The following is a 23,365-nucleotide window of genomic DNA, read 5'->3' on the forward strand; positions in this document are numbered from 1 at the left end:
GCGCCGCTGCTAGCGTTGAGCGGGAGTGAACGTTCGGCGGCCGAAAGAGGGCAGGGTTGGATCCGCGACGGGCGGTGCCGCGCACCGACACGGTGCTCGCCGATCCGCGGCTGGCGGGATTCCCGCGGGACCGGGCGCGGGCCGCGGTGCGGGCCGAACTGGACCGGGTCCGGCAGGGTGAGCTGGCCACCGGCGACGTGGTCGAGGCGGCGGTGCGGCGGCTGGAGGCCAAGACCGGGCTGCGGGCGGTGCTCAACGCCACCGGGGTCGTACTGCACACCAACCTCGGCCGGGCCGCGCTGGCGCCGGCGGCGGTCGCGGCCGTGGCGGCCGCGGCCGGGCACACCGACGTCGAGCTCGACCTCGACACCGGGCGGCGGGCGCGGCGGGGGCGCTCCGTGCTCGAGGCGCTGGGCAACGCCGTGCCGGCCGCCGAGGCCGTCCACGTGCTGAACAACGGCGCGGCGGCCCTCGCGCTGGTGGCCACCGGGCTCGCCGCCGGGCGGGAGATCGTGGTCAGCCGTGGGGAGCTGGTCGAGATCGGCGACGGCTTCCGGCTGCCCGACCTGCTCGAGTCCACGGGCGCGCGGCTGCGCGAGGTCGGCACGACGAACCGGACCTCGCCCGAGGACTATCGGCGGGCGATCGGTCCGCAGACCGGATTCATCCTCAAGGTACACCCGTCGAACTTCTACCAGCGTGGATTCGTCTCCGCCGTGCCGGTCGAGCGGCTCACCGGGCTGGGCCCGCCGGTCGTGGTCGACATCGGCTCCGGCCTGCTGGACGCCGACCCGCTGCTGCCCGGTGAGCCGGATGCCGCTTCGGTACTGCGCGCCGGCGCCGACCTCGTCACCGCCAGCGGCGACAAGCTGCTCGGCGGCCCGCAGGCCGGGCTGCTGCTGGGCCGGTCCGACCTGGTCGAGGCGCTGCGCCGGCATCCGCTCGCCCGGGCGCTGCGGGTCGACAAGCTCACCCTCGCCGCGCTGGAGGCGACGCTGCTCGAAGCGGAGACGCCGACCTGGCGGGCGCTGCGGGCGCCGGTCGCGGACGTGCGGCGGCGGGCCGAGGCGATCCGCGAGGCGCTGGGCGGCATTGCGGCGGAGGTCGTGGCGACGGTCGCGGTGGTGGGCGGCGGCGGGGCGCCGGAGGTGGAGCTGCCGTCGGCGGCGCTGGCGCTGCCCGCGAAGCTGGCCCGGCCGCTGCGGCTGGGCGACCCGCCGGTCGTGGGCCGGGTCGAGCACGCGCGGCTGCTGCTGGACCTGCGCTGCGTACCCGAGGAGGAGGACAAGACGGTCGCGGCGGCGATCCTGCGGGCGGCGGGACGCTGAGGCATGTGGGTGATCGCCACCGCCGGGCACGTCGACCACGGCAAGTCGACGCTGGTCCGGGCGCTGACCGGGATGGAGCCGGACCGCTGGGCCGAGGAGCGGCGCCGCGGCATGACCATCGACCTCGGGTTCGCCTGGACCCGGCTGCCCTCGGGCGGCACCGTCGCGTTCGTCGACGTGCCGGGGCACGAGCGGTTCGTGCCCAACATGCTGGCCGGCGTCGGGCCGGTCCCGGCCGCGATGCTGGTGGTCGCCGCCGACGAGGGCTGGCGGCCGCAGTCCGCCGAGCACCTGGCCGCCCTCGACGCGCTCGGGGTGCGCCACGCGCTGCTCGTGGTGAGCCGGGCCGACCTGGCCGACCCCGGGCCGGCCACCCGCCAGGCGCTGGCCGAGCTGGCCAAGACCTCGGCCGGCACCGTTGAGGCGGTCGCGGTCAGCGCGGTCACCGGCGCCGGCCTCGACGAGCTGCGCGCCGCCCTCGACCGGCTCGGCGCCGCCCTGCCGCCGCCCGATCTGGCCGCGCCGGTGCGGCTGTGGGTCGATCGTTCCTTCACCATTCGCGGCAGCGGTACCGTCGTGACGGGCACCCTCGGCGCCGGCCGCCTGGCCACGGACGCCGACCTCGAGCTCGGCGGCCGGCCCGTGCGCGTGCGCGGGCTGCAGTCGCTGGGCGAGCCGGTGTCCACTGTGGACGCGGTGGCGCGGGTCGCGGTGAACCTGCGCGGCGTCGAGCGCGCGGCGGCCGGCCGCGGCGACGCGCTCGTCACGCCCGGCCGGTTCACCTTCACCGACCTCGTCGACGTGCGCATGCACGGCGACCCGGTCGCCGACCTGCCCGCGGAGGTGGTGCTGCACATCGGCTCCGCGGCGGTGCCGGCCCGGGTCCGTCCACTCGGGACGGACACCGCCCGGCTGCGGCTGGGCCGCCCGCTGCCGCTGCACGCCGGCGACCGGGCGCTGCTGCGCGACCCGGGCCGGCACCGCGTGCCGGGCGGCATCACGGTCCTCGACGTCGCGCCGCCGGCCCTGCGCCGCCGCGGCGCGGCCGCCGCCCGGGCCGTCGAACTGTCCAAGATGGACGGCCACCCGGACGCGGCGGGGGAGCTGCGCCGGCGCCGCCTGGTGCACGCCGACGAGCTGGCCCGGATGGGCATCACCCCGCCCGGCACCGGTTGGCTGCTCGACCCGGACTACGAGCGCGAGCTGCGGTCCCGGCTGGTGGCCGAGGTCCGGCGGTACTCCACCGAGCACCCGGTCGACCCGGACCCGCCGCTCGACGCGATCCGCCGCCGCCTGGACCTGCCCGACCGGGCTTTGGTGGAGCGGCTGCTCACCCCGCCGCTGACCGTCCGGGACGGCCGCATCGGCACCGGCCACGGCCTGCCCGACCGGCTGCGCCGCGCGGTCGACGCGGTGCGGGCCGACCTGGCCGCGGCCCCGTTCGCCGCGCCGGACGCCGACCGCCTGACCGCGCTGGGCCTCGGGCCCAAGGAAGTCGCCGCCGCGGTGAAGGCCGGCCTGCTGCTGCGCGTCGCCGACGGCATCGTCCTGCTGCCCGGCGCCGCGGAGGCCGCGGCCGAGCGCCTTTCGCGGCTGCCCCAGCCGTTCACGCTCAGCGAGGCCCGGCAGGCCCTGGCGACGACCCGGCGGGTGGCCGTACCACTGCTGGAACTGCTCGCCCGCCGTGGCGCCACCCGCCGCCTCCCGGACGGCCGCCACACCACGGCGTCATGAAGGCCGGCGCGACCGGTTCGTCAGGGCGACGCTCGCGTCGGCGTATGGTCCTGGAAGGGGCGCCGGTCACCTGACCGACCTCAACCACGGTCACCGTGGATGAGCTCGTCCCGGAGCAGACCTGAGTAGCGGATCACGATCTGTCCGATCTCCTCGATGCGCTCCGGGGTGAAGCGGTCCTTGGGACCGCCCACGGTGAGTGCCGGCATCACGCGCAGGATGCGGTTGCCGTCGGTCACGCTGGCCGCGACCGCTCGGAGCCCGTCTTCGCTCTCCTCGTCGTTGGTCGCGTAGCCGCGCTGACGAACCAGTGCGAGATCTCGTTCCAGGTCCTCGAGCGAGTTGATCGAGCGCTCGTTGACCACGTCCAGGTGCCCGCCGGGGTAGAGGGCACGCAGCCGATCCGGAGCGAGCGTCGCCAGGATGCTCTTGCCTCCCGCGGTGGTGTGCGCCGGCACCATGACGCCGATCCGCAGGCCGGAGCGGACGGCGCGGTTGCTCTCGACGCCGTCGAGGAACAGCACGTCGCGGCCGCTCAGCATCACCAGGTGCACGGTCTCCCGGGTGAGCTCGGCGAGCTTGTGCACGTATGGTTGCGCGATAGTTCTGACGTCCAGCCGGGCCACCGCCGCCAGCCCGATCTGCAGCAGTGCCGGACCGGCCTCATAGAGCTTCGTCCGCGTATCCTGCCGCACGAAGTCGTGCTGCAGGAGCATGGCCAGCGATCGGTGCGCGGTCGACCGGGACACCCCTAGGTAGTCACTGGCCTCAGAGACCGACAAGGTTGGCTGGGTCCGCAGCCGCAGCAGCAACGAAAGGGCTCGGGAGACCGACTGAATGGGGTAGTTCGGCTCGTTTCCGTTGGCGTCGGGCACGGCTAGCTGAGTCCTCTGATCGCGGGTTGATCCTGTCTGTTGACCGTCAAGGCTTTGCGCAGGGTGACCGGCATTCGCAGCTCGCCCACCTCGTCGATGCGGAGGACCACCTCATCGCCCGGGCTGATCGGGCCTACTCCCTCGGGGGTGCCAGTGGCGATGATGTCCCCCGCATGAAGCGTCATGGCTGCAGAGTACAACTCCACGAGCCGGGAGATCCCATAGATCAGGTCCCTCGTGTTCGCCCGCTGACGGATGTCGCCGTTGACCGTGAGGCGGAAATCTAGCGCATCGGCGCCGGGCACCGCATCGCGGGTCACGATGGCCGGGCCGATCGGGGTGAAGGTGTCGAAGCTTTTCCGGTACGACCGGTCCTCGTCCCCGCGGAGCGTGATGTCCAGCAACGGGACGTAGCCGAAGACGTAGTCCATTGCGCGGTCGCGGTGGACCCGGCTCGCGGTCGCGCCGATGACCACGCCGAGCTCCGCTTCGTGATCCACGCGGCGGTCTTCGAAGGGCAACTCGATCGCGTCATCGGGCCCCACGATGGAGGACGATGCCTTGACGAAGCCGGCGTAGGTCTCGATGGTGTGCACGACCATGCCCGGGTAGACACCGCTTTCGCCGCCCATCTCCTGCTGATGGCGGCGGTAGTTCACCGGCGCGGCGATCAGGAGGCCCGGATGCGGTTGGGGCGGCAGCAACCGCACCGACGCGAGATCTATCGGGGTAGCGCCGGTCACCAGGTCCGCTATCGGCTCGCGCAGCCGTTCCCACCGCTCGATCAACGCGGTCATGCGATCGCGTGGTGGCACGTCGGGCAGGAACTGGGTGGCGCGGACGATGCCACCGTCGGGGACCCCGACGCCAACCTGGTAGTCGTCGTACGAGTACAGCCGCATCTCAGGCAGCCTTCTGCTCGCGGTAGAGGCCGAGCGCGCGGACGGCGGGCTCGTCCGAGAACGAGAACAGCAGCGCGTCGCCGGATGTCGGGTTGGCGTGGGCGTGTGACACCCACGTGGGCACGGCGAAGGTGTCTCCCGGTTCCCACTCGAACCGCTGTCCGTCCAATACTGAGTACCCGGTGCCGCGAACGACGTGGTAGACGGTGCTGGACGTCTGACGATGGGCCCAGGTCTTCGCGCCGGGCCGCAACAACTGCATGAACGCGGACATTGTCGGGAGTGCCGGTCCACCGGTCTGCGGATTGCGGTACTCCACGATGACGTCGTCGTACGGGTCGCCCTGCTCCCCTCGCAGCTCCTCGATCGCGCGCAGCGTGTCATCCAGTTTCCAGACGAGCGTGCTGAACACCGCGCGATCCATCCAGCTCGGCTCCACGTACCCCGAGCGCAGTACATCTGAATAGACGTGAGTCTTGCTCTGCGGTGCGCCTTCGAACTCGGCGAACATCTGCCGCAACGTGCTCACCATCGGTGAGTCCAGCCCGTCGAGCCAGATCACCGCGCCTGCGCCGTCGTGACCGTGCTCGTGCCAGGACCAATTCGGTGTGATGAGGAAGTCGCCTGCCTCCATCTGGACCCGGGCCCCGTCGACGATGGTGTAGGCGCCCTCGCCTTCGATGATGAAGCGCAGCGCGGACGGCGTATGGCGATGTGGCGGTGCCGCCTCCCCCGGCAGGACCATCTGCACCGCCGCCCACAGGGTGTCCGTCGCGCGGGCGAGCTCGCGTCCGCTGAATCCCGGGTTGCGGAAGGCAAGGACCCGGCGGTCCGCCTCCGCCACCGAGATCAGGTCGCCGGCCCGCATGATCAGGTCGCGCACCTGCCGGTAGCGCCAGATGTAGGGCCGCATCGTGGTCACCGGCTGGCGCGTCAGGGCGTTCTCCATGGTCCACAGGGCCTCGTAGGCGTGGTCGGAGAGGAACGCATAGAGCTCGTCGAGTGAACCGATCGCCGCAATCGACGCACCCGTGTCGGGGCCCGTAGCCGTCATGATGCCCATCCTTCGCAATGCGGAATCGGAGTCCTCGATGAGGAATCCTGGGGTTGCGACTCGCTCATGTCAAGCGCCCTACGGAATCCGGTTCTTCAGTATGGACGCACCCTGGATCCCCTGTTAGGCTCCCGCTACTTCAAGGAACAACATTCTGTTATGCAGAATCGGAGGGGTCTGGCATGGACTTCCCGGAACCACTGCTGGTCGTGGGTGGCGGCATCGGCGGCCTGGGCGCCGCGTTGGCGCTCGCGCGAGACGGCTACGAAGCCACGGTCCTCGAGCGCGCTGCCGAGTTCACGGAGATCGGCGCCGGCATTCAGCTGGGCCCGAACTTCATGCGGGCCCTGGACCGGCTCGGTCTGCGGGAACGCGTCCGGGCCGAGGCGTGGTTGCCGCCCAACCTGGTGTTCAACAACGCCATGACCGGGGAGTGCATCACGCGAGTCCCGGTCGACGGGGGATTCCGGGAACGGTTCGGGGCCGAGTACGCGCTCATTCACCGCGCCGACCTCCACCGGGCGTTGCTCGATGCCTGCGCGGACAATCCCCGCATCGAGCTGCACACCGACAGCGAAGTCGGCCACATCGAGTCCGGCGAGGACCGCGTCCAGGTCAGCACCCTCCGCGGCGAGCAGTACGAGGCGCCGGTCCTGGTGGGAGCCGACGGGGTCTGGTCGCTCATCCGCGAGCACGTCATCGGGGACGGCAAGCCACAGCGTTCCGGGCACATCGCCTACCGCGCGGTGCTGCGGGCGCAGGACGTGCCGGCCGACTTGTGGTCCGAGAACATGAACGTGTGGCTGGGGCCGCGAACGCATCTGGTGACCTATCCGCTGCGCCGGGGTGAGCTGCTCAACCTCGTCGCGGTCTTCCATTCGGACCGGTACGTCGAGGGCTACGACCGGGCCGGCCAGCTGGATGAGCTCTGGCGGCACTTCGGCGCCGAGTGCGCCCAGGTGCGCCGGTTGCTCGAGTGCATCGACTCCTGGAAGTACTGGGTGCTCTGCGACCGGGAGCCGCAGCGGGGCTGGAGCCACGGCCGTGTCGCTCTGGTCGGCGATGCCGCGCACCCGATGCTGCAGTATCTCGCTCAGGGAGCGGCGATGTCCGTCGAGGACGGGATTCGCCTCGCATCCGAGCTTCGCAGATGCGAGCAGCTCCCGCAGGCCTTTGCGAGGTATGAGGCGGCCCGGTTGCAGCGCACCGCCCGGGCTCAGGTCACGTCCAGGCTGTACGGCTATGTCTTTCATCTGTCGGGCGTGCTGGCCGAGATGCGCGATCAGATCATCGGTGGGTGGACGCCCGAGCAGCACTGGTCGGCCATGTCGTGGATGTACGACTACGACAACGATGCTCCGGCGCCGGAACCCCAGCTCGCCACAGCCTGACTACGTGAAGGAGCATCGATGACGATAACCAACCACACGCGGATCGACGTGCACGTCCACTCGGTTCTGGCCAGCTACCGCAGGGAACTTCGCGCGGCGCTGGGCGATGGCGTGCGCCTGCCCGAGTGGACGCCGGACCTCGCGCTGGAGGTGATGGACCGCCACCGGATCGCTGCCGCCGTGACCTCCTTATCCCACCCCGGGACACATCTCGGGGACGACAAGCGAGCGCGCGACCTCGCGCAGGAGTGCAACGACGAGGCAGCGGCGAATGCGGCCGAATATCCCAGGCTCGGAGCCTTCGCCACAGTACCGCTGCCGGCCGTCGACTTCGCCTGCGAGGAAGCCGCCAGGGCACTCGACGTCCTGAAGCTCGACGGGGTCTGCCTGCTGGCGAGCTACCAAGGCACCTACCTCGGACACCCGGACTTCGACCCGCTGCTCGAGGTCCTGAACGAGCGCTCGGCCGTGGTGCTGGTGCACCCCACCGTGCACCCCTCGACGTCCTCGGTCGCCCTGAATGTGCCGAACTTCCTGGTCGAGTATCCCTTCGACACCACCCGCGCCGCGGTGAACCTGATGTTCGCGGACGCACTCGACCGTTTCCCGGACATCCGGTTCATCCTTGCCCACGCGGGCGGGACCCTGCCGCATTTAGCCTGGCGTATCTCGGCGATCGCCAGCTACCAGATGTCGGACCCGCCGGCCGCCGAGCGCTTCCTCCGCGACCGGCACCGCACCGCGCTCGTGGACCGCCTCGGTTCCGTGGCCCCGCAGACCGTTACGGAACTCATCGGACGGTTCTACTACGACACCGCACTGGCGCCGACCGCGAATCACCTCAGCGCCCTGAAGTCCCTGACCGACACCTCACACATCGTGTTCGGCAGTGACTGGCCATACGCCTACGAGAACTTCGTCGCCGACGAGGTAGCCGCCCTCGACGAACAAAGCGTCTTCTCGGCGGCGGAGATGGCACAGGTGGACCGGGAGAACGCACTGTCGCTCTTCCCCCGGCTGGCCAAGGCCATCGAGGCGGACGCATGATGGCGACGCGAACCGACCCGGGTGTGCTGGACCTGGTCCAGGGGATCATCGCGGTGGACGACCATGGCCACCCGCTGCCGCTCGGTCTTGAACCCGAGCCTGACCTCGCCCATCCGATCTGCCCGTACGACCACCCGCTTCCCTTACGCCAGCGGCAGACGAATCCCGAGTACGTGGCGGCCTGGCAAGCACTGTGGCAGTACCAGCACGACGACGCGGCGCCGGACCACCTGCGGGAGCTCATCGCCCGCAAGCAGGACGTGAAGTCAAAGCTCGGGGACGGCTACAACGCCTGGGTTCTCGACCAGGTCGGCGTCGAGACGATGATCGCGGTTGCCTACGCGCCGGACGAAACGCTGCCGCCGCCGCGGTTCCGGTGGTGCTCCTTCGCGGACTGGCTCATGTGGCCGGTCACCGGTAGCGAGCCACCGGCACCGCACCTCGTCGCGAACTACGAACGAGAGCTGGCCCGGGTGCTGTCACGGGCCGGGCTCGACACCGTTCCCGCGACGCTTGAGGACTACATCGCCGCCGTCGTCGTCGCGGAACTGGAGCAACGGAAGCGGGAAGGCGCGGTAGCGATCAAGTTCCATTCCGCCTACTACCGTCCGATCGACTTCTCCACCGTCTCGCCGGAGGCCGCCGCCGACATCTACCGGCGGGCCGTCGCATCCGGCGACATCACCGCCGAAGCCCGGCGTACCCTGCAGGACCATCTCTTTCACCGCATCGCCGCCGCGGCGGGTCAGCTCGAATTGCCGATGCAGGTGCACACCGGACTGGGCGCCAAGCCACACTTCGACACTGCCGGCAGCAACCCCTTGCTGCTGGAGCAGTCCTTCACAGCCGCACCGCGCACCAAGTTCCTCCTGCTGCACGCGGGATGGCCGTTCGAGTCGCAAGCCATCGCGGCGCTGGCACACGAGAACGTCTACCTCGACATCTCGTGCGCCACCATCCATCTCTACGCCCGTGCCTTGGCGCAGATCATCCGGGCCGGCCTGGAGTGGTTTCCGGAGAAGGTGGTATTCGGCACCGACGCGTACTCCGACCGCTCCCTGGCCGTGCTCAGCGGCGCCCCCGCGCGCCCGAACTACCTGTCCGGCTGGGAAGAGAAGGCCTGGCTCATGAACCGGACCGCACGCGAAGCGCTCGCACTGGCCCTCACCGAGATGCGTGAGGACAACGTCATCGGTGCCGCCGAGGTCGAGGAGTACGCCGACCGGGTCATGCGCACCAACGCCATTGCCCTGTACGGGCTTGGAGAGCACTGAACACCCCACCGCGCTTCGCGCGAACCCGCAGGACACCCCCTCATCCAACGTCAACGTGGAAGGCACGGGCTGAGCATGAGCAGTGCATGCAGAAGTATGCGCCGTCGTCGGCTGACGGCTGTTGTGGCGGCGGCAGCCGCGTCGGTGCTGGCCCTCAGCGCCTGCTCGTCGTCGGGAACCGCCGGTGCGAGCGACGAGTCGAACCAGGTGACCATCGAGACCAGCGGCGCCTACATCACCTACGCACCGCTGTTCGTCGCCGAGGCGAAGGGATACTTCAAGGACCAGAAGCTCGAGGCGACCATTCAGTTACTGTCGAACCCTTCGACGGCGATGAGTGCGTTATTGAACAACGGAGCTCAGTTCGCCCTCGTGGCTGCCGTCCAGAACTGGCAGAGTGACCTGAGCGGCCGGCCGGTCACCATCATCGGCTCCAACGACGGTCAGAACACGCTCACCCTGGTCGTGTCGAACAAGGCCTACGAGCGCGCGAGCATCGACCCCGGCATGCCGATCAAAGACCGCCTTGCCCGGCTCAAGGGCATGAGCTTCGGTGTGCGCGGCCTGACCTCACAGGACGGCAGCACGCTCAAGTCCATGCTCGGCTACGCCGGACTCACCACCGACGACGTCAAGCTGGTCACGCTGACGAACTCGTCCGCGCTCGTCACCTCGCTCGACCAGGGAATCATCGACGGCTTCGTCAGCGGCGCCCCGTTCCCGCAGCAGGCGATCTCCTCCGGCAAGGCCAAGGAGGTGGCGAACCTGACCGCCGGCGAGTTCCCGCCCTTCGCCGGAGCGACGACGACCGTTTACTCGGCCGCTCCCGCCTACGTCAAGTCGAATCCTGCCCAGACGCAGGCGTTCATGAATGCGATCGCGATGGCGCAGCGATACATCAGCCTCCACCCCAAAGAGGCCGCGGCGCTGATGCACGGCACGAAGAACTTCGAGTCCTACCCACTCGCCCTCCTGGAGGACCAGCTCACGCTGATGACCAAGACCGGCGCGCTGCCGGACAACCCGGTGAGCACCGTCGAGGCGTTCGAGAAGGCCAGGCCGCTGCTCGACGCGGCCATCGGCAAGCCGGCCGACATCGACTTCAGCACCACGTTCACCAGCGACTTCGCGACCAAGGCCGCCCAGTACGCCAACGGCCGGGTCAGCTGATGAGTACGACGGCCGTACGTACCGAACGAGGTGTCCTCGAGACGCCGACCCAGCAGACGCTCATCAGGCGTATCCGTCGCCAGCGACGGACGCAGACGTGGGTCGTGGTGCTGGCTCGCCTGGCGACGCTCGCGGCGATGCTCGTGCTGTGGCAGACCGTGGGCGGCCGCGCGTTCGGCGTGCTCAACGTGTCCAGCCCGGTGCTCATCGCCGAACGAACCTGGGCGTGGCTGAAGGACGGCTCGCTGCTGAGCAACCTGGCTGTGACGCTGCGCGAGGCGTCCGCCGGCTTCGTCGTCGGAACCGCTGCCGGGGTGATCGTCGGGATCCTGCTCGGCTCGTCGCTGCTCGTCGCGCGGATCTTGGGGCCCTTCGTCAGCGGGCTGTATGCCGTGCCCAAGGTGGTACTCGCTCCGCTGCTCGTCGTGTGGTTCGGCATCGGGGTCGAGTTGAAGGTTTGGCTGTCATTCCTGTTCGTCGTCTTTCTCGTGATCTACACAACCTGGTCGGGCCTGACCAACGTCAGCGCCGACCTGACGAACTCGCTCAGGTTGATGGGCGCCTCGCGGCTGCGGATCGTGCGCGTGATCGTCCTGCCCGCGGTCTTCGCCTGGGTGCTGACCGGCCTGCGGGTGTCCTTTCCGCTGGCGCTCATCGGGGCGCTGCTGGGGGAGATGGTCGCCTCGAGCGAGGGCATCGGACACATGGTGACCACCTCGGGCGACGCCTTCGACGTGACCGGGGTCCTGGTGGGCGTCCTGACCCTCACCGTGACCGCGATCGTGGTGGACAGCTTGTTCTCGTACGTCGAAAGCCTGGCGAAGGGACGGGGCCTTGTCGGCAACATTTGAGATGACCGGCCAGGCGAACGCGCAAGGCGGGCCCCAACCGGACAACGTGCTGGTCCTGGAGAACATCTCGAAGACCTTCATCAGCAAGAAGTACGAGTGCCGCAAAGCGCTCGAGGACATCAGCTTCAGCGTCCGGCGCGGGGAGATGGTGTGCGTTGTCGGCCCGAGCGGATGCGGAAAGTCGACGGTGCTGAACATCATCGCCGGCTTGCTCGAGCCGGATGGCGGCACGATCACGGTCAACCATTCCGAGGCGAAGGGGGCCGGTCGGCTGGGTTACATCACCCAGCGGGACAGTCTGTTGCCGTGGCGGACCGTGCTCGGCAACGTCACGCTCGGTCTGGAGATGCAGGGGATGCGCCGCCGCGAACGTCGCGCGGCCGCCCGCGAGGTCCTGCGACTCGTCGGGCTGGAGGGGGTCGACCACCTTCGGCCGAACAGTTTGTCCGGTGGCATGCGCAAGCGCGTCCAGGTCGCCCGGGCGCTGGCGTGCCAGCCGGCCCTCTTGCTCCTCGATGAACCGTTCGGCGCGCTCGATGCGCAGAGCCGCACCCTGCTGCAAGGCGAACTGGTGCGGTGGCGGCAGTCCCAGGAGCAACCGGCAACGGCCGTGTTCATCACCCACGACCTCGAGGAGGCGGTGCTCCTCGGCGATCGGGTCATCGTGCTGGGCGGCAGGCCGTCACACGCGGTCCACGTCGAGGAGATCAACGACCTCGGCGACCGTTCGGACCCGCGGGAGCTGGCCCGGACCGCGACGTTCCAGCAGCACGTGGACGTCCTCTGGCACCACATCTCGGTGGGGGAGGTCTCGGATGCCAAGTGAGCTCGGCACCCGCATGCGGCCACTGGTGAAAGGGCCGATGACCACCCAGCACCTGATGCGGTGGTCCGCGGCGATCGAGAACTGGCACAGAATCCATTACGACCGCCCCTTCGCGGTCGACCACGACGGGCTTCCTGACCTGCTCGTCAACGGCTCCTGGAAGCAGCACGTGCTGGTCCAGCTCCTGAAGGACTGGGCCGGGCCGAGCGGTTGGGTGGCGGAGCTCGAGTTCCAGTACCGGTCGGCCGACCTGCGCGGCGACACCATCACCGCCTTCGGTGAGACGACCGGCTGGCAGGAGCATGACGACGTCCGGGTGGCGCAGTGCGTCATCGGGATGCGCAACCAGCGGGGTGAGCACTCGACCACCGGGACCGCCGTCGTGGTCCTGCCGGGGCCAGGTGTTCCGGCGCGGGTGGCCCGCACGGCTCTGGCCGGGCGGCAGCTGCCCGCGGTCGACCCCCACGGACGTCAGGCCGGCGAGTACGTGTCGGCAGGCATGCTGACCCGGATCGGCGTTCCCGGGACGCCGGTGTCGGCGCCCGAGCCGGTGGACGCGGGCGCGGTTCGCCGGATCGCGCAGGCGATCATGGATGACGATCCTGCCTACTACGACCCCGCCCGGGCCGCGGACGCCGGTTTCGAGTCCGTCGTGGCCCCGCCCCTGTTCCCGCTGCACATCCATCGCCGGCACGCGGGACAGCCCGATCCGCTCCGGCTCGCCATCGAGGTCCCGGACAGCGACGGCGCCGGCGACGTCATCACCAAGCACGGACTACCGCCCCTGGATGTGGGCCTGCCGCGGCTGCTGAACGGCGGCAACCAGGTGCAGGTGTTCGACCTCGCACGTATCGGCGACATGTTGCAGTCCACGAGTTCGATCAGTGACCTGCGCGAGAAGGCCGGCCGCTCGGGCCCGATGGTGTTCGTCAAGGTCGACACCGAGTACCGGGCGGTGAACCGCGGGGCCCTGTTGCTGCGCAGCCGCCAAACATACGTGTACCGCTGAGAAGGGCGAAGGCTCCATGTCCGTCGACGCTGTCGATCTCCACGAGGTCGGGCCCCGCGAAGGATTTCAGTATGAGGGGATCGGCCGTCCCGACTTCATCTCGGTCGATGACAAGCTTCGCCTGATCACCGCCCTGACGCGCACCGGCGTCCGCTCGATCGAGGCGACCTCCTTCGTGAGTCCCCGTGCCGTGCCGCAGATGGCCGATGCGGACCAGGTCACGCGAGGGCTTCCCGAGGTTGCGGGCGTCACCTTTGCCGCGATCTATCTCAACGCCAGAGGCCTCCAGCGTGCCATCGAGGCCGGCCGGTACCAGATCGAGGGCCGGATCATGTTCACGGCGAGCGAGACGTTCTCGCGGCGCAACCAGAATCGCGGCCACGACGAGGATGTGCTCATGCAGCGCGAGTCGGTCGAGCTGTATCGCGCGCACGGCATCCCCGTCGACTCCGGAGTGATCATGGCCGCGTTCGGCTGCAACTACGAAGGTGACGTGCCCCTGCGGCGCGTCATACAGCTGGTGGAGCAGATCGCGCAGATCTGCGAGGAGAACGGGTCCGAGCTCCTGCGGCTGCAACTGGCCGACACCATGGGCTGGGCCGACCCGATGGCGATACGCCGCGCGGTCGCCGCCGTGCGGGCGGCGGTGCCGGACATCGATCTCTCGCTGCATCTGCACGACACCCGTGGCACGGGGATGGCCAACCTCTACGCGGCGATGGAGAGCGGTGTACGCCGGTTCGACACCTCGGTCGGCGGCCTCGGCGGCTGCCCGTTCGCGGGCGTGGCCGCCGGCAACGTGGCGACCGAAGACGTCGTGTTCATGTGCGAGCGCATGGGGGTGACCACCGGCATCGACCTGGACGCCATGATCGAGTGTGCACGCACGGCCCAGGAGATCGTGGCACATCCGCTGCCGTCCAGACTGCTGGCGGCCGGGGCCGGGTTGGTCGCGTCATGAGCGGACCGCTCGACGGTGTGCGAATCCTGGACATGTCGCGGCTCATCGCGGGCAACATGCTCACGATGCTGCTGGCGGATTTCGGCGCGGAAGTGGTCAAGGTCGAACGACCGCGGGTAGGCGACACGCTGCGCGGCTGGAAGGTCGGCGGACGCGAGCTGTACTGGCAGGTGTACGGCCGCAACAAGAAGAGCGTGACCCTCGACCTGAAGTCGGAACCGGGGCGTGCCGCGCTGCTGCGCATGGTGGACACCGCCGACGTGCTGGTGGAGAGTTTCCGCCCCGGCACGCTGAACCAACTCGGGTTGGGTTGGGACGTGCTGCGCGAACGTCGACCCAACCTGGTGTATCTGCCCATCTCCGGGTGGGGCCAGACCGGTTCGCTCTCCGACCGTCCCGGCTTCGGCACCCTGGTCGAGGCCAAGTCCGGGTTCGCGGCCTCCAACGGCTTCCCCGACCGGGAGCCCGTCCTGCCCCCGCTCGCGCTGGCGGACATGGTCGCCGGAGTCTACGGAGCCTACGCGGTCACGCTCGCCTTACGGCACGCCGCGAGCACCGGCCAGGGCCAGTTGGTGGACCTGTCGCTCTTCGATGCGCTGTTCTCCATCATGGGCCCGGTAGCGGCGATCCACGAGGCAACCGGTCAAGTGCCGCAGCGATCGGGCAACCGGTCTCCCATCTCGGCCCCGCGCAACATCTACCGCGCTCGCGATGGCGGGTGGGTGGCGCTCTCGGCCACAACGCAGTCGATGTTCGAGCGGCTGGCGGTCGCGATGGCGACGCCCGAACTCGCCGAAGACCCTCGCTTCGCCACCAACGCCGCGCGGCTGGCCCACATCGACGCGCTCGACGCGGCCATCGGCGCCTATTTCGCGGCCAGGAGCACCGCCGAGGCGCTGGGCGAGTTGGACGAGGCGGGTGTCACGGCGTGCGCGGTCGATGACATCGCAAGCCTTGTCGGCAGTGAGTTCTTCCGGACCCGGCGCGTGCTGACCCGGGCGCCCGACCGCGCGGGCGAGCCGGGCGTACTCATGCACGACGTGGTACCCCGGTTGACGGCTTCGCCCGGCGCGGTGCGCTCGCCCGCTCCCCGGCTCGGCGAGCACACCGCCGCCGTCCTGCGTCCGTTGCTCACCGATGAGGAGTGGGAGAAATTGAGTGAATGACGAGCAGCTTCAAGAGGATCTCGTCCACGCCAACTGGATCCTGGCGAACCAGGGTGTGCTCGACGCCTACGGTCATGTCAGCGTCCGGAGCCGGCAGGACCCGGGGACCTTCTACCAGTCTCGATCGCGAAGCGCGGAACACGTCCAGCGCGACGACATCATGCGCTTCAACCTGGACGGGAATGTCGTCGACGGCACTGACGACCGGCCTCCCTACCTCGAGCGCTTCATCCACGGCGCCATCTACGAGGCACGACCGGAGGTTCAGTGCGTCCTGCACGCCCACACGGAGGCCGTGCTCCCGTTCACGGTCACCGAGACGCCATTCGTGCCCGTCTTCCACAACGCCAGCGCGCTGGGTGGCGCCGTTGCGAAGTGGGACATCCGGACCCGGTTCGGCGACACCGATCTCCTGGTGACGAACCTGGACCAGGGCCGCGATCTGGCCGGCCGCCTGGGCGGTAACGCGATGGTCCTCATGCGCGGACACGGCTACGCGCTGGCCGGCGCGACCGTCGTCCGCACCGTCGGCACCGCGATCGACGTCGCCGTCAACGCACGTGTGCTCCTGGCGGCGCATCAACTGGGCGGCCCGATCACCACGCTGTCGAAGGGTGAATGCCTCGCGCGCGGCGACGGACCTCCCGGCTCGTCCTGGGACCCGGATGGCCCTGCCGTCCGGCGCGGTTGGGACTACTGGCTGGCCCGGGCAATCTCCCGCAGGCACGGTCACGGCCCATCTCCCCGCAACGACGGCAACCCTTTGGAGCTCGAGTGACCAAACCGGCGACGATCCCTCCCTTTCCGCCCACCCGGGTGCCGCTCAGCCCCGACGCGCGGGCGACGAAGGCGCTCTTTCCGCACGTACCGCACCTGTCGCTGGCCGAGCGCGATCGACGGCGGGACCAACTGCGGAAAAAGATGCTCCTGGCCGGCCTGGACGCCTTGGTGTTCTTCGGCAACGACATCTACTGGGGCCAAGGGATGGGCAACATCCGCTACGTGTTCGGGTTCGACTCCAACTCCGGTGGATACGGACTCCTGCCCCTCGACGGCGAGGCGACCATCTGGTACGGCCTGCCGCACATGAACCGCCCGACCAGCATCGCCAACGCCGTTCAGGACTGGACGGATGACATCCGTGACGCCGGGGGAGTAGCTGCGATAGCGGCAGAGCTACGCCGTCGCGGCCTCGACCGCGGCCGGCTCGGGCTGGTCTCCTACGGGTCGACGACGCTGCCGGGCGGCACCCTGCTGCACAGCGAACTGGAAGCGATGGAGCACCATCTCCCCGACGCGACCCTCGTTCCGGCGACGAACATGCTGACGGAAATGCGCCTGGTGAAGAGCGACGAGGAGATCGGCATGCTCCGCCGCGCCGGTCGGATCGCCCGCAAGGTCGTCGATGCCATGGTGGAATCGGTCCGGCCGGGGGTCACCGAAGCCGAGGTCTACGCGGAGATGATCCGTACCCAGATCGCCAACGGCGCCGAGCCGAATGTCTTCAACATGCTGGCATCCGGACCGGTTGATCACCCCGGCGAAGAGTTGTGGCACCTGTTGCACGGAGTGGAGCAACCCGGCAGCCCGACCACCCGGCCGATCGAACCCGGTGACCTCGTGATCGCCGAATTCCACACGAGGTACGCCGGCTACCGATGCCACACCGAGTACACGGTCTACTTCGGCGAACGCGTTCCGGCACCCATCCAACGGATCTGGGAGGTCTCGGTCGAGACGCTCGAAGTCAGCCAGCAGGCCCTCACGGCCGGCCGGACACTCAGGGAGGCATGGCAGATGATCCGGGAGCCCGCGAAGCGGGCCAGGCTCGACTTCGTGGAACTGGGCTTCCATGCGATGGGCCTGGGCTCACCGGAGTTCCCCACGGTGATCTATGAAGAGGGGTTCGGCGGCAACATCTTCAACGGCGATCAGATCGGCGACTTCGTCCTCGAGCAGGGCATGGCCTTCGGCAACAACATCGACCTGCACGACTCGACCTGGAAGCCGGACGTCGGCTGCATGCTGGCAGACTTCATGATCGTCCGGCCTGATCGCGCGGAGTGTCTCGTCAACACCCCTCGCGAACTCGGGCATGTGCGACCATGACCGATGCTGTGCCGACGGCGATCGTCGGCGCACGAGTCTTCGACGGATTCGCAGCCCAGGACGGCCTGACGGTCGAACTCGCCGGCGGCCGGATCGTTGCCGTCCACAGTGGTGGGCCCGCCGCCGGCGGCGGCACAACCGTGCCGGCCGGCGGATGCACGTTGATGCCCGGATTCATCGATGCTCACGTGCACACCAGTGTCGAGGGCCTGCGCGAGGCCCTGATGTTCGGCGTCACCACGGAACTCGAGATGCAAGGGCACTGGACGGCGCAGCAGCGGGCGGCGATTCGAGATCGGCATGACCTCGCGGACCTGCGCAGCGCGGGCTTCGGCATCACGAGGCGCGGTGGTCATCCAAGTCATTGGTTCCCTGAGCATCGGTACCCAGGCGTCGGAGACCTCGCGGTCAACGGCGAGGAGTATCTGCCGCCGTTCGTCGACACCGTTCGGGACGCCGAGCGGATGGTCGGCCACCTCGCCCGCACCGGGTCCGACTACGTCAAGATCATGATCGAGGACGGTGCGGTGCTCGGGACGCCGGGTCTGCCGGTGCTCCCGCCCGACGTGGCACGCGCGGCCGTCCAGGCGGCCCATGCCCTCGGCCTGATCGTGGTCGCACACGCACTGACGGTCCGCGCCGCGACGACCGCGGTCGAGGCCGGGGTCGACGGGCTGACCCACCTGTTCATCGACGAACCCTGCCCACCCGAACTGGCGGCGCTGATCGCGGCTCGTGGCGTCTTCGTCGTGCCATGTCTCGTGCTCAACGCCTCCATCCTCGGTGGCAGCGCCGCCGAGCTGGCCGCCGACCGGCGAGTGGCCGACCGGCTGGGCAAACACGCACTGACGTTGTTGCACGCCGCATTCGATACGTTCCCGCAGGGCGACTTCGTCGATGTCCTGCACGCTGTCGCGCAGCTGCACGCGGCGGGCGTGGACCTGCTCGCCGGCACCGATGCGTCGCCACGCGTCGGCGGCGTCGCGCACGGCGCCAGCGTGCACCATGAACTCCGGCTGCTCGGCGACGCCGGGCTCTCGCCCGTCCAGGCGCTTCGGTCGGCGACGTCGACGCCGGCCCGGCGGTTCTCGCTGCTCGATCGCGGGCGGATCGCCGAGGGTCTGCGCGCCGATCTCGTTCTCGTGGCCGGAGATCCCACCGTGAACCTGGACGACACCCTGAATATCCGGCAGGTCTGGCGCTCCGGCGTGGCCATGACACCCGAGGTGCACGCATGAGCGCCTGGTTCATCACCGGAGCCTCCCGCGGGATCGGCCGAATGGTCACGGAAGCCCTGCTGGCCCGCGGAGACGCGGTCGCCGCCGCGGTGCGTGACCCGGACTCGATGGCCGAGCTGAGCGCGAGATACGGCGAAAAGCTGTGGGCCGGCCGTCTCGACGTGCGGCAGGCGGCGGAGGTACGTGACGTCGTCCGCCATGCCTTCGACACCTTCGGGCGCATCGATGTCGTGCTGTCGAATGCTGGATACGGCGTCTACGCGGCGGTGGAGGAGCTGTCCGACGAACAGGTCGAGGGGATCGTCGCCACCAACCTCACCGGGTCGATCAACGTGGCCCGCTCGGCGCTGCCGTTGCTTCGCGAGCAGGGTGGCGGCCGCATCATCCAGATGTCCAGCATGGCTGGTCACTTCGGCCGTCCGGGCTTTGCGATGTACCACGCCACCAAGTGGGGAGTGGAAGGCTTCTACGAGGCTCTCCACGACGAGGTGAAGCCGTTCGGCATCAGCACGACGGTCCTCGCACCGGGCCGGTTCGCCACGGGCTTCTATACCGCCGCCGATCGCAGCGCCGCCCATCCCGCATACGCGTCGCATCCGCTCATTCCTCGCGCTCCCGGCAACGAGCAGGAGATGCCGGGAGACACCCGGCTCCTGGTCGACCTCATTCTCGACGTGGCGGCGATGGACGACCCGCCGAGGCGTCTGCTGCTGGGTTCCGACGCATACAGGCTGGCGCGAGACGCGCTCGCCAGGCGACTGCACGAGCTCGATGATCAACGGGAGATCGCCCACGGCACCGATCGTGCGGGCTAGCGGACTCGAGGCCGGTCGTCACGGCTGACGGCGGTCCTTCGTGCCGGTGGACAGGATGCCTCCGTAGTGTCGCAGGTTTGGCCAGAGCGCCGGCCAGCCGGCGGTCGGGCCGGTGCACACGCCGATCGGGATTTCGGCGAAGTCGCTCGGGACCTCGTCCGGGACCTGGTACGTGGTGGTCTGGTGGCAGTCGGCGAAGTACGCCCGCAACTCGTCCAGCGCGTCCACGACCAGCACCGTCTCGTTGGACGCGGTGCCCGGACCCCACAGCCAGTAGTGGTTGTGCCCCGACAGGACCGGCGGCAGCGTTTCGGCGTCGCCAAGCACCTCGAGCGCGGCGGCCTCGCCGTAGTTGGCGGTGAAGATGGACGTCGGCGGCCGACCGGCCGCGGCCAGCGCGGCCACCTCGGCGGCGACCGCGCGGGTGTAGCCGGGCCAGCCGACGGTGTCGGCGGTGGTCACCCGGTTCAGGCCGGCGATCGAGTGCAGCCGCTCGGGCGGCAGGACGGGCAGGACGGCCGGGATGGTGACGGCGGCGGCGAGCAGGGGTGCGGCGATCACGGCGGCGCGCCGCAGCCGGGGCCGGGAACCGCGGGTGACCCAGCGCTCGGCGGCCACGGCCGCGGCGGCGAGGACGACCGGTGCGGTGCCCTCCGCGTAGTACGGCTTGCCGGGGATCCAGGCGATCACGTACACCACCAGCAGCGTCGCGGCGATGCCGAGGAACCGCAGTTCCGGGCGGCGCCAAAGGCTCACGTACCCGGCGACGAGCAGCGGCGCCACCGGTACCCCCGCATAGAACACCTGGGCCGGCACCGCCCCGATGTAGCTGGCCACGGTGCTGTGCTGCTGGTGCAGGGCGGCGGCCATGGCCAGTTGCGGCCAGCCGTGCGTGGCCTGCCAGAGGACGTTGGGCAGCCAGATCAGCGCGGCGATCGCGGCGCCGAGCCAGGGCCAGCGGGTGCGCAGTTCGGCCCGGCCGCGGGGTGTGCTCAGCAGGCCGGCGGTGAGCGCGAGCAGCAGCAGGAGCACCAGGTTGTTGGTCTGCAGCCCGAGGCCGGCGGCGGCTCCGGCGCCGAGCCAGCGCCGCGGCCGGTCGAGCAGGATCGCCTCGCTGACGAGGAGGAGCACCGCCGCCCAGGCGAGCAGGTCGAGGGTCTCGGTGATGCCGAGATGGGCCAGCGCGAACACGAACGGGGCGCAGGCGGTGGTCAGGGCGGCCAGGGTCCGGGCCGCCGGGCCGCCGCCGAACAGCGCCGCGAGCCGGGCCGCGATGAGCACGGTCGCGGCGCCGGCCAGGGCCGGGATGATGCGGACCGCGGCCGGGTGCGGGCCCAGGAGGTCGGTGATGCGGCTGAGCAGTGGCACCAGCGGCGGCTGGTCGACGTACCCGAACGCGGGGTGCCGACCGGCCTGGATGAAGTACAGCTCGTCCGGGAAGAATCCGTAACGGCCGCTGAGTGCGAGCTCGATGGCGACGAAGAGTGCGGCGATGATTCGGGGCAAGGCGAACTCCGTCCCAAACGATCGAAATAACCATCGATATGATCGCAGCCGGGCCGGATGATGCAAGGCGCGGAAGGACACGCCCGTGTAACGGTTCGGCAAGCCGCCCCGAGGCGCGGGGTTCGCGCAATGATGCGGGACCGTCGACCGGCACGTGCGATACGACTCGCAACGGATGAACAACCGCATTCTCATTGCGCCGTCATGTCCGGTTAGAGATGTATGCACGCTCTGCCCGGAAATCGCCCTCTATAGGTGGACCGTGTCGCGGCGAGATCGTGCCCGATCGTGCCCGTCTGTGCCCGGCTGAGTCCGGTTGAGCCGGGTTGAGGGCCGATTACCAACAGATACCTCGAACCGGCATCGCGACCTTCGCCGGCGGCGCGGTCGCCCCCGGCCCCGGTGTCCCGCCGGACCGTGGTGGTGGGCCTTGACGTGCCCATAGGTGCTTGCAAATTCATGCTCGGCGGCGGGGAATTGCAAGATCCATTGAGAAACACAATTGTTACGCGGCCGGCATGCTGCTGACGCTCGGTAGTTTCCGTCTAATCCCGGGTTTCTCAAGGTTTCCTCAAGTCTTGCCGGTCGTGCCTTGTCCGGGTCCGGGGCGAACATAAGACTCGGTCTATCCCAGCGAGATCAACATCACGCTCCGGAATATGGTCCACAGGATGCCATTTCCGTCAGCTGTCGCATCAATCGACGTCCGATTTCCTCGTCGGCCCTGAATCACGTCGAAAGGGAACAGTCGATGGCTCGTCCCGCCGATACAAGTACCGCCGTGCGCGATTTCCGCCCACCTCTGCTGATGCGCTCGGTCGAGCGCGCGGTCCGGCCGTTCGCGGCCCGGCGCCCTCTCGACGCGGCGAGACTCAAGCGGCGGGCCCAGGCCAAGACCGGGCTGACCGACTTCGGCGACACCGCGCCGCTCGACGAGCCGCTGGAGATCCTCTGCGAGTCGATCAACACGGAGACGGACCTCAGCGCGATCGGCCGGATCGCGGTGGGCACGCAGTTCGTGAATACCATGAGCACCCGGCTGCGGCTGGTCGACCTCATCGCGCGCCGGCCCGAGCTGTTCACCCGGCCGGTGACCGCACCGCTGTTCGTGGCCGGCATGCCGCGATCCGGCACGACCTTCCTGCAGCGGCTCATGTCGCGGGACAAAGCCTGGTACACGCTGCCCTTCTGGGAGCTGGTCAACCCGATCCCGGCCGGCCCGGGGCCGCGCGGCGGCGAGCCCGACCCGCGGATCAAGGCCGGTGAACGCCTGCTGCGCACCGCGCGGCGGCTGGCCCCCAACGTCCACGACATCCATCCGACGGAGAACGAGGAGCCGGAGGAGGAACTGCAGATCATGGCGGCCGGGCACGCCGCGGCGTCGCTCGGCTCGGGACACTACCCGGCCTACACCCGCTGGTATCTGTCCGCCGACCACACCGGCGCCTACCGGCAGCTGCGGCAGTTCCTCCAGGCGATGCAGGGCGGCCGGACACCCGGCGGCCGCTGGCTGCTGAAGTGCCCGTCGCACCTGGAGATGCTCCGGCCGCTGCTGGCCGTCTTCGACGACGCGAACGTGGTGCTGACCCACCGCGACCCGATTGCCAGCATCACGTCGCTGGCGGCGCTGGACATCTTCGCCTACGGCCCGATGCTGCGCCGCCCGGACCCGAACTGGTTCGGCGCGCTCGCCGTCGACTTCATCGAGCGCGCCCTGCGCTCGATGGTCGACTACCGGGACAGTGCCGAAGGAGTCGCGCAGGCCGACCGCTTCGTCGATGTGGCATTCGCCGATCTCACCGGCGACCCGATGGGCACGGTCGCCCGGATCTCCGCCGCGGCCGGCCGGGAACCGGACGCGGCCGCCGTGACCGCGATGCGCGAATACGCTGGCCGGACCGACCAGCATCGCAGTCGGCAGAAGTTTACGCTCGCCGACTTCGGGCTGGAGAAAACGGCGCTGCGGGAGCGGTTCAAGTTCTACTACGACCGGTTCGACGTCCCGGCCGAAGGGGACTAGCCGATCCGCGACTGCCGCACCGGACGCCGGCGGGGGCGCGTCCGGTCCGGACCCATTGCTTGTGTGCGTTCCTCGTGCCCCGCGCGCGG

The 23,365-nt window shown here is 69.6% G+C and carries 20 protein-coding genes; 16 read left to right on the forward strand and 4 right to left on the reverse strand.

The window, feature by feature from the left end:
* The first annotated feature begins 56 nt into the window (after window positions 1-56).
* Together selA and selB are read left to right on the forward strand one after the other, a co-directional pair.
* The gene (selA, locus tag ACQPXD_RS24820; protein WP_432842466.1) at window positions 57-1,328 is read left to right on the forward strand and encodes an L-seryl-tRNA(Sec) selenium transferase; all 1,272 of its coding nucleotides are present in this window, start codon (window positions 57-59) and stop codon (window positions 1,326-1,328) included.
* A 3-nt stretch (window positions 1,329-1,331) separates the two neighbouring features.
* A complete protein-coding gene (gene selB, locus ACQPXD_RS24825) occupies window positions 1,332-3,062 on the forward strand; it encodes a selenocysteine-specific translation elongation factor (RefSeq protein WP_432842468.1) in 1,731 nt (576 codons plus the stop codon).
* Between the two features lie 80 nt (window positions 3,063-3,142).
* Here selB and ACQPXD_RS24830 read toward each other — a convergent pair whose 3' ends face one another.
* Genes ACQPXD_RS24830 through ACQPXD_RS24840 form a run of 3 tightly spaced genes read right to left on the reverse strand, consistent with a single transcriptional unit; the run spans window position 3,143 to window position 5,902 of the window.
* Window positions 3,143-3,937, reverse strand: a complete 795-nt coding sequence (locus ACQPXD_RS24830) for an IclR family transcriptional regulator (RefSeq protein WP_432842470.1) — start codon at window positions 3,935-3,937, stop codon at window positions 3,143-3,145.
* A gap of 2 nt (window positions 3,938-3,939) precedes the next feature.
* On the reverse strand, window positions 3,940-4,839 hold the full coding sequence (locus ACQPXD_RS24835) for a fumarylacetoacetate hydrolase family protein (protein ID WP_432842472.1): 900 nt from the start codon (window positions 4,837-4,839) through the stop codon (window positions 3,940-3,942).
* Window position 4,840: 1 nt separating this feature from the next.
* On the reverse strand, window positions 4,841-5,902 hold the full coding sequence (locus ACQPXD_RS24840) for a cupin domain-containing protein (protein WP_432842474.1): 1,062 nt from the start codon (window positions 5,900-5,902) through the stop codon (window positions 4,841-4,843).
* A gap of 173 nt (window positions 5,903-6,075) precedes the next feature.
* Here ACQPXD_RS24840 and ACQPXD_RS24845 point away from each other — a divergent pair, with 173 nt between their 5' ends.
* The 13 genes from ACQPXD_RS24845 (at window position 6,076) to ACQPXD_RS24905 (ending at window position 19,750) form a co-directional block, all read left to right on the forward strand.
* Window positions 6,076-7,284, forward strand: a complete 1,209-nt coding sequence (locus ACQPXD_RS24845; RefSeq protein WP_432842476.1) for a 3-hydroxybenzoate 6-monooxygenase — start codon at window positions 6,076-6,078, stop codon at window positions 7,282-7,284.
* Between the two features lie 48 nt (window positions 7,285-7,332).
* Window positions 7,333-8,331, forward strand: a complete 999-nt coding sequence (locus tag ACQPXD_RS24850; RefSeq protein WP_432842478.1) for an amidohydrolase family protein — start codon at window positions 7,333-7,335, stop codon at window positions 8,329-8,331.
* Window positions 8,332-8,354: 23 nt separating this feature from the next.
* Window positions 8,355-9,605: an amidohydrolase family protein gene (locus ACQPXD_RS24855; RefSeq protein WP_432842480.1), complete on the forward strand. Its 1,251-nt coding sequence runs from the start codon at window positions 8,355-8,357 to the stop codon at window positions 9,603-9,605.
* Window positions 9,606-9,728: 123 nt separating this feature from the next.
* Complete coding sequence (locus ACQPXD_RS24860) at window positions 9,729-10,775, forward strand: ABC transporter substrate-binding protein (RefSeq protein ID WP_432842482.1); 1,047 nt, start codon at window positions 9,729-9,731, stop codon at window positions 10,773-10,775.
* Between the two features lie 137 nt (window positions 10,776-10,912).
* On the forward strand, window positions 10,913-11,626 hold the full coding sequence (locus ACQPXD_RS24865) for an ABC transporter permease (RefSeq protein ID WP_432842484.1): 714 nt from the start codon (window positions 10,913-10,915) through the stop codon (window positions 11,624-11,626).
* A 1-nt stretch (window position 11,627) separates the two neighbouring features.
* Complete coding sequence (locus ACQPXD_RS24870; RefSeq protein WP_432842486.1) at window positions 11,628-12,452, forward strand: ABC transporter ATP-binding protein; 825 nt, start codon at window positions 11,628-11,630, stop codon at window positions 12,450-12,452.
* Complete coding sequence (locus tag ACQPXD_RS24875; protein ID WP_432842488.1) at window positions 12,442-13,461, forward strand: FAS1-like dehydratase domain-containing protein; 1,020 nt, start codon at window positions 12,442-12,444, stop codon at window positions 13,459-13,461. Before ACQPXD_RS24870 ends, ACQPXD_RS24875 begins: the two co-directional genes overlap by 11 nt.
* A gap of 16 nt (window positions 13,462-13,477) precedes the next feature.
* Window positions 13,478-14,422: a hydroxymethylglutaryl-CoA lyase gene (locus ACQPXD_RS24880; RefSeq protein ID WP_432842490.1), complete on the forward strand. Its 945-nt coding sequence runs from the start codon at window positions 13,478-13,480 to the stop codon at window positions 14,420-14,422.
* Window positions 14,419-15,588, forward strand: coding sequence for a CaiB/BaiF CoA transferase family protein (locus tag ACQPXD_RS24885; protein WP_432842492.1), 1,170 nt, complete (start codon window positions 14,419-14,421; stop codon window positions 15,586-15,588). The genes ACQPXD_RS24880 and ACQPXD_RS24885 overlap by 4 nt, the downstream gene beginning before the upstream one ends.
* On the forward strand, window positions 15,581-16,366 hold the full coding sequence (locus ACQPXD_RS24890) for a class II aldolase/adducin family protein (RefSeq protein ID WP_432842494.1): 786 nt from the start codon (window positions 15,581-15,583) through the stop codon (window positions 16,364-16,366). The genes ACQPXD_RS24885 and ACQPXD_RS24890 overlap by 8 nt, the downstream gene beginning before the upstream one ends.
* Entirely contained in the window at window positions 16,363-17,697 is a 1,335-nt protein-coding gene (locus ACQPXD_RS24895) for a M24 family metallopeptidase (RefSeq protein WP_432842496.1), read from the forward strand. Before ACQPXD_RS24890 ends, ACQPXD_RS24895 begins: the two co-directional genes overlap by 4 nt.
* Window positions 17,694-18,935: an amidohydrolase family protein gene (locus tag ACQPXD_RS24900; protein ID WP_432842498.1), complete on the forward strand. Its 1,242-nt coding sequence runs from the start codon at window positions 17,694-17,696 to the stop codon at window positions 18,933-18,935. Before ACQPXD_RS24895 ends, ACQPXD_RS24900 begins: the two co-directional genes overlap by 4 nt.
* Complete coding sequence (locus ACQPXD_RS24905) at window positions 18,932-19,750, forward strand: SDR family oxidoreductase (RefSeq protein ID WP_432842500.1); 819 nt, start codon at window positions 18,932-18,934, stop codon at window positions 19,748-19,750. Before ACQPXD_RS24900 ends, ACQPXD_RS24905 begins: the two co-directional genes overlap by 4 nt.
* Window positions 19,751-19,768: 18 nt before the next feature.
* Here ACQPXD_RS24905 and ACQPXD_RS24910 read toward each other — a convergent pair whose 3' ends face one another.
* Window positions 19,769-21,256: an ArnT family glycosyltransferase gene (locus ACQPXD_RS24910; protein WP_432842502.1), complete on the reverse strand. Its 1,488-nt coding sequence runs from the start codon at window positions 21,254-21,256 to the stop codon at window positions 19,769-19,771.
* 781 nt (window positions 21,257-22,037) lie between these two features.
* Between ACQPXD_RS24910 and ACQPXD_RS24915 the strand changes: the two genes are divergently transcribed.
* The gene (locus tag ACQPXD_RS24915) at window positions 22,038-23,276 is read left to right on the forward strand and encodes a sulfotransferase family protein (RefSeq protein WP_432842504.1); all 1,239 of its coding nucleotides are present in this window, start codon (window positions 22,038-22,040) and stop codon (window positions 23,274-23,276) included.
* Window positions 23,277-23,365: the final 89 nt, after the last annotated feature.

The sequence above is a fragment of the Dactylosporangium sp. CA-092794 genome (genome assembly GCF_050948465.1).
Lineage (GTDB): Bacteria > Actinomycetota > Actinomycetes > Mycobacteriales > Micromonosporaceae > Dactylosporangium.

Excerpts from the sequence above, each read along its gene's own strand:
- ACQPXD_RS24845 (WP_432842476.1), top strand. The coding sequence starts at position 6,076 with ATGGACTTCCCGGAACCACTGCTGGTCGTGGGTGGCGGCATCGGCGGC.
- ACQPXD_RS24840 (WP_432842474.1), bottom strand. The coding sequence starts at position 5,902 with ATGGGCATCATGACGGCTACGGGCCCCGACACGGGTGCGTCGATTGCG.
- selB (WP_432842468.1), top strand. The coding sequence starts at position 1,332 with ATGTGGGTGATCGCCACCGCCGGGCACGTCGACCACGGCAAGTCGACG.
- ACQPXD_RS24835 (WP_432842472.1), bottom strand. The coding sequence starts at position 4,839 with ATGCGGCTGTACTCGTACGACGACTACCAGGTTGGCGTCGGGGTCCCC.
- ACQPXD_RS24900 (WP_432842498.1), top strand. The coding sequence starts at position 17,694 with ATGACCGATGCTGTGCCGACGGCGATCGTCGGCGCACGAGTCTTCGAC.
- ACQPXD_RS24875 (WP_432842488.1), top strand. The coding sequence starts at position 12,442 with ATGCCAAGTGAGCTCGGCACCCGCATGCGGCCACTGGTGAAAGGGCCG.
- ACQPXD_RS24870 (WP_432842486.1), top strand. The coding sequence starts at position 11,628 with ATGACCGGCCAGGCGAACGCGCAAGGCGGGCCCCAACCGGACAACGTG.
- ACQPXD_RS24865 (WP_432842484.1), top strand. The coding sequence starts at position 10,913 with ATGCTCGTGCTGTGGCAGACCGTGGGCGGCCGCGCGTTCGGCGTGCTC.
- ACQPXD_RS24905 (WP_432842500.1), top strand. The coding sequence starts at position 18,932 with ATGAGCGCCTGGTTCATCACCGGAGCCTCCCGCGGGATCGGCCGAATG.
- ACQPXD_RS24885 (WP_432842492.1), top strand. The coding sequence starts at position 14,419 with ATGAGCGGACCGCTCGACGGTGTGCGAATCCTGGACATGTCGCGGCTC.
- ACQPXD_RS24880 (WP_432842490.1), top strand. The coding sequence starts at position 13,478 with ATGTCCGTCGACGCTGTCGATCTCCACGAGGTCGGGCCCCGCGAAGGA.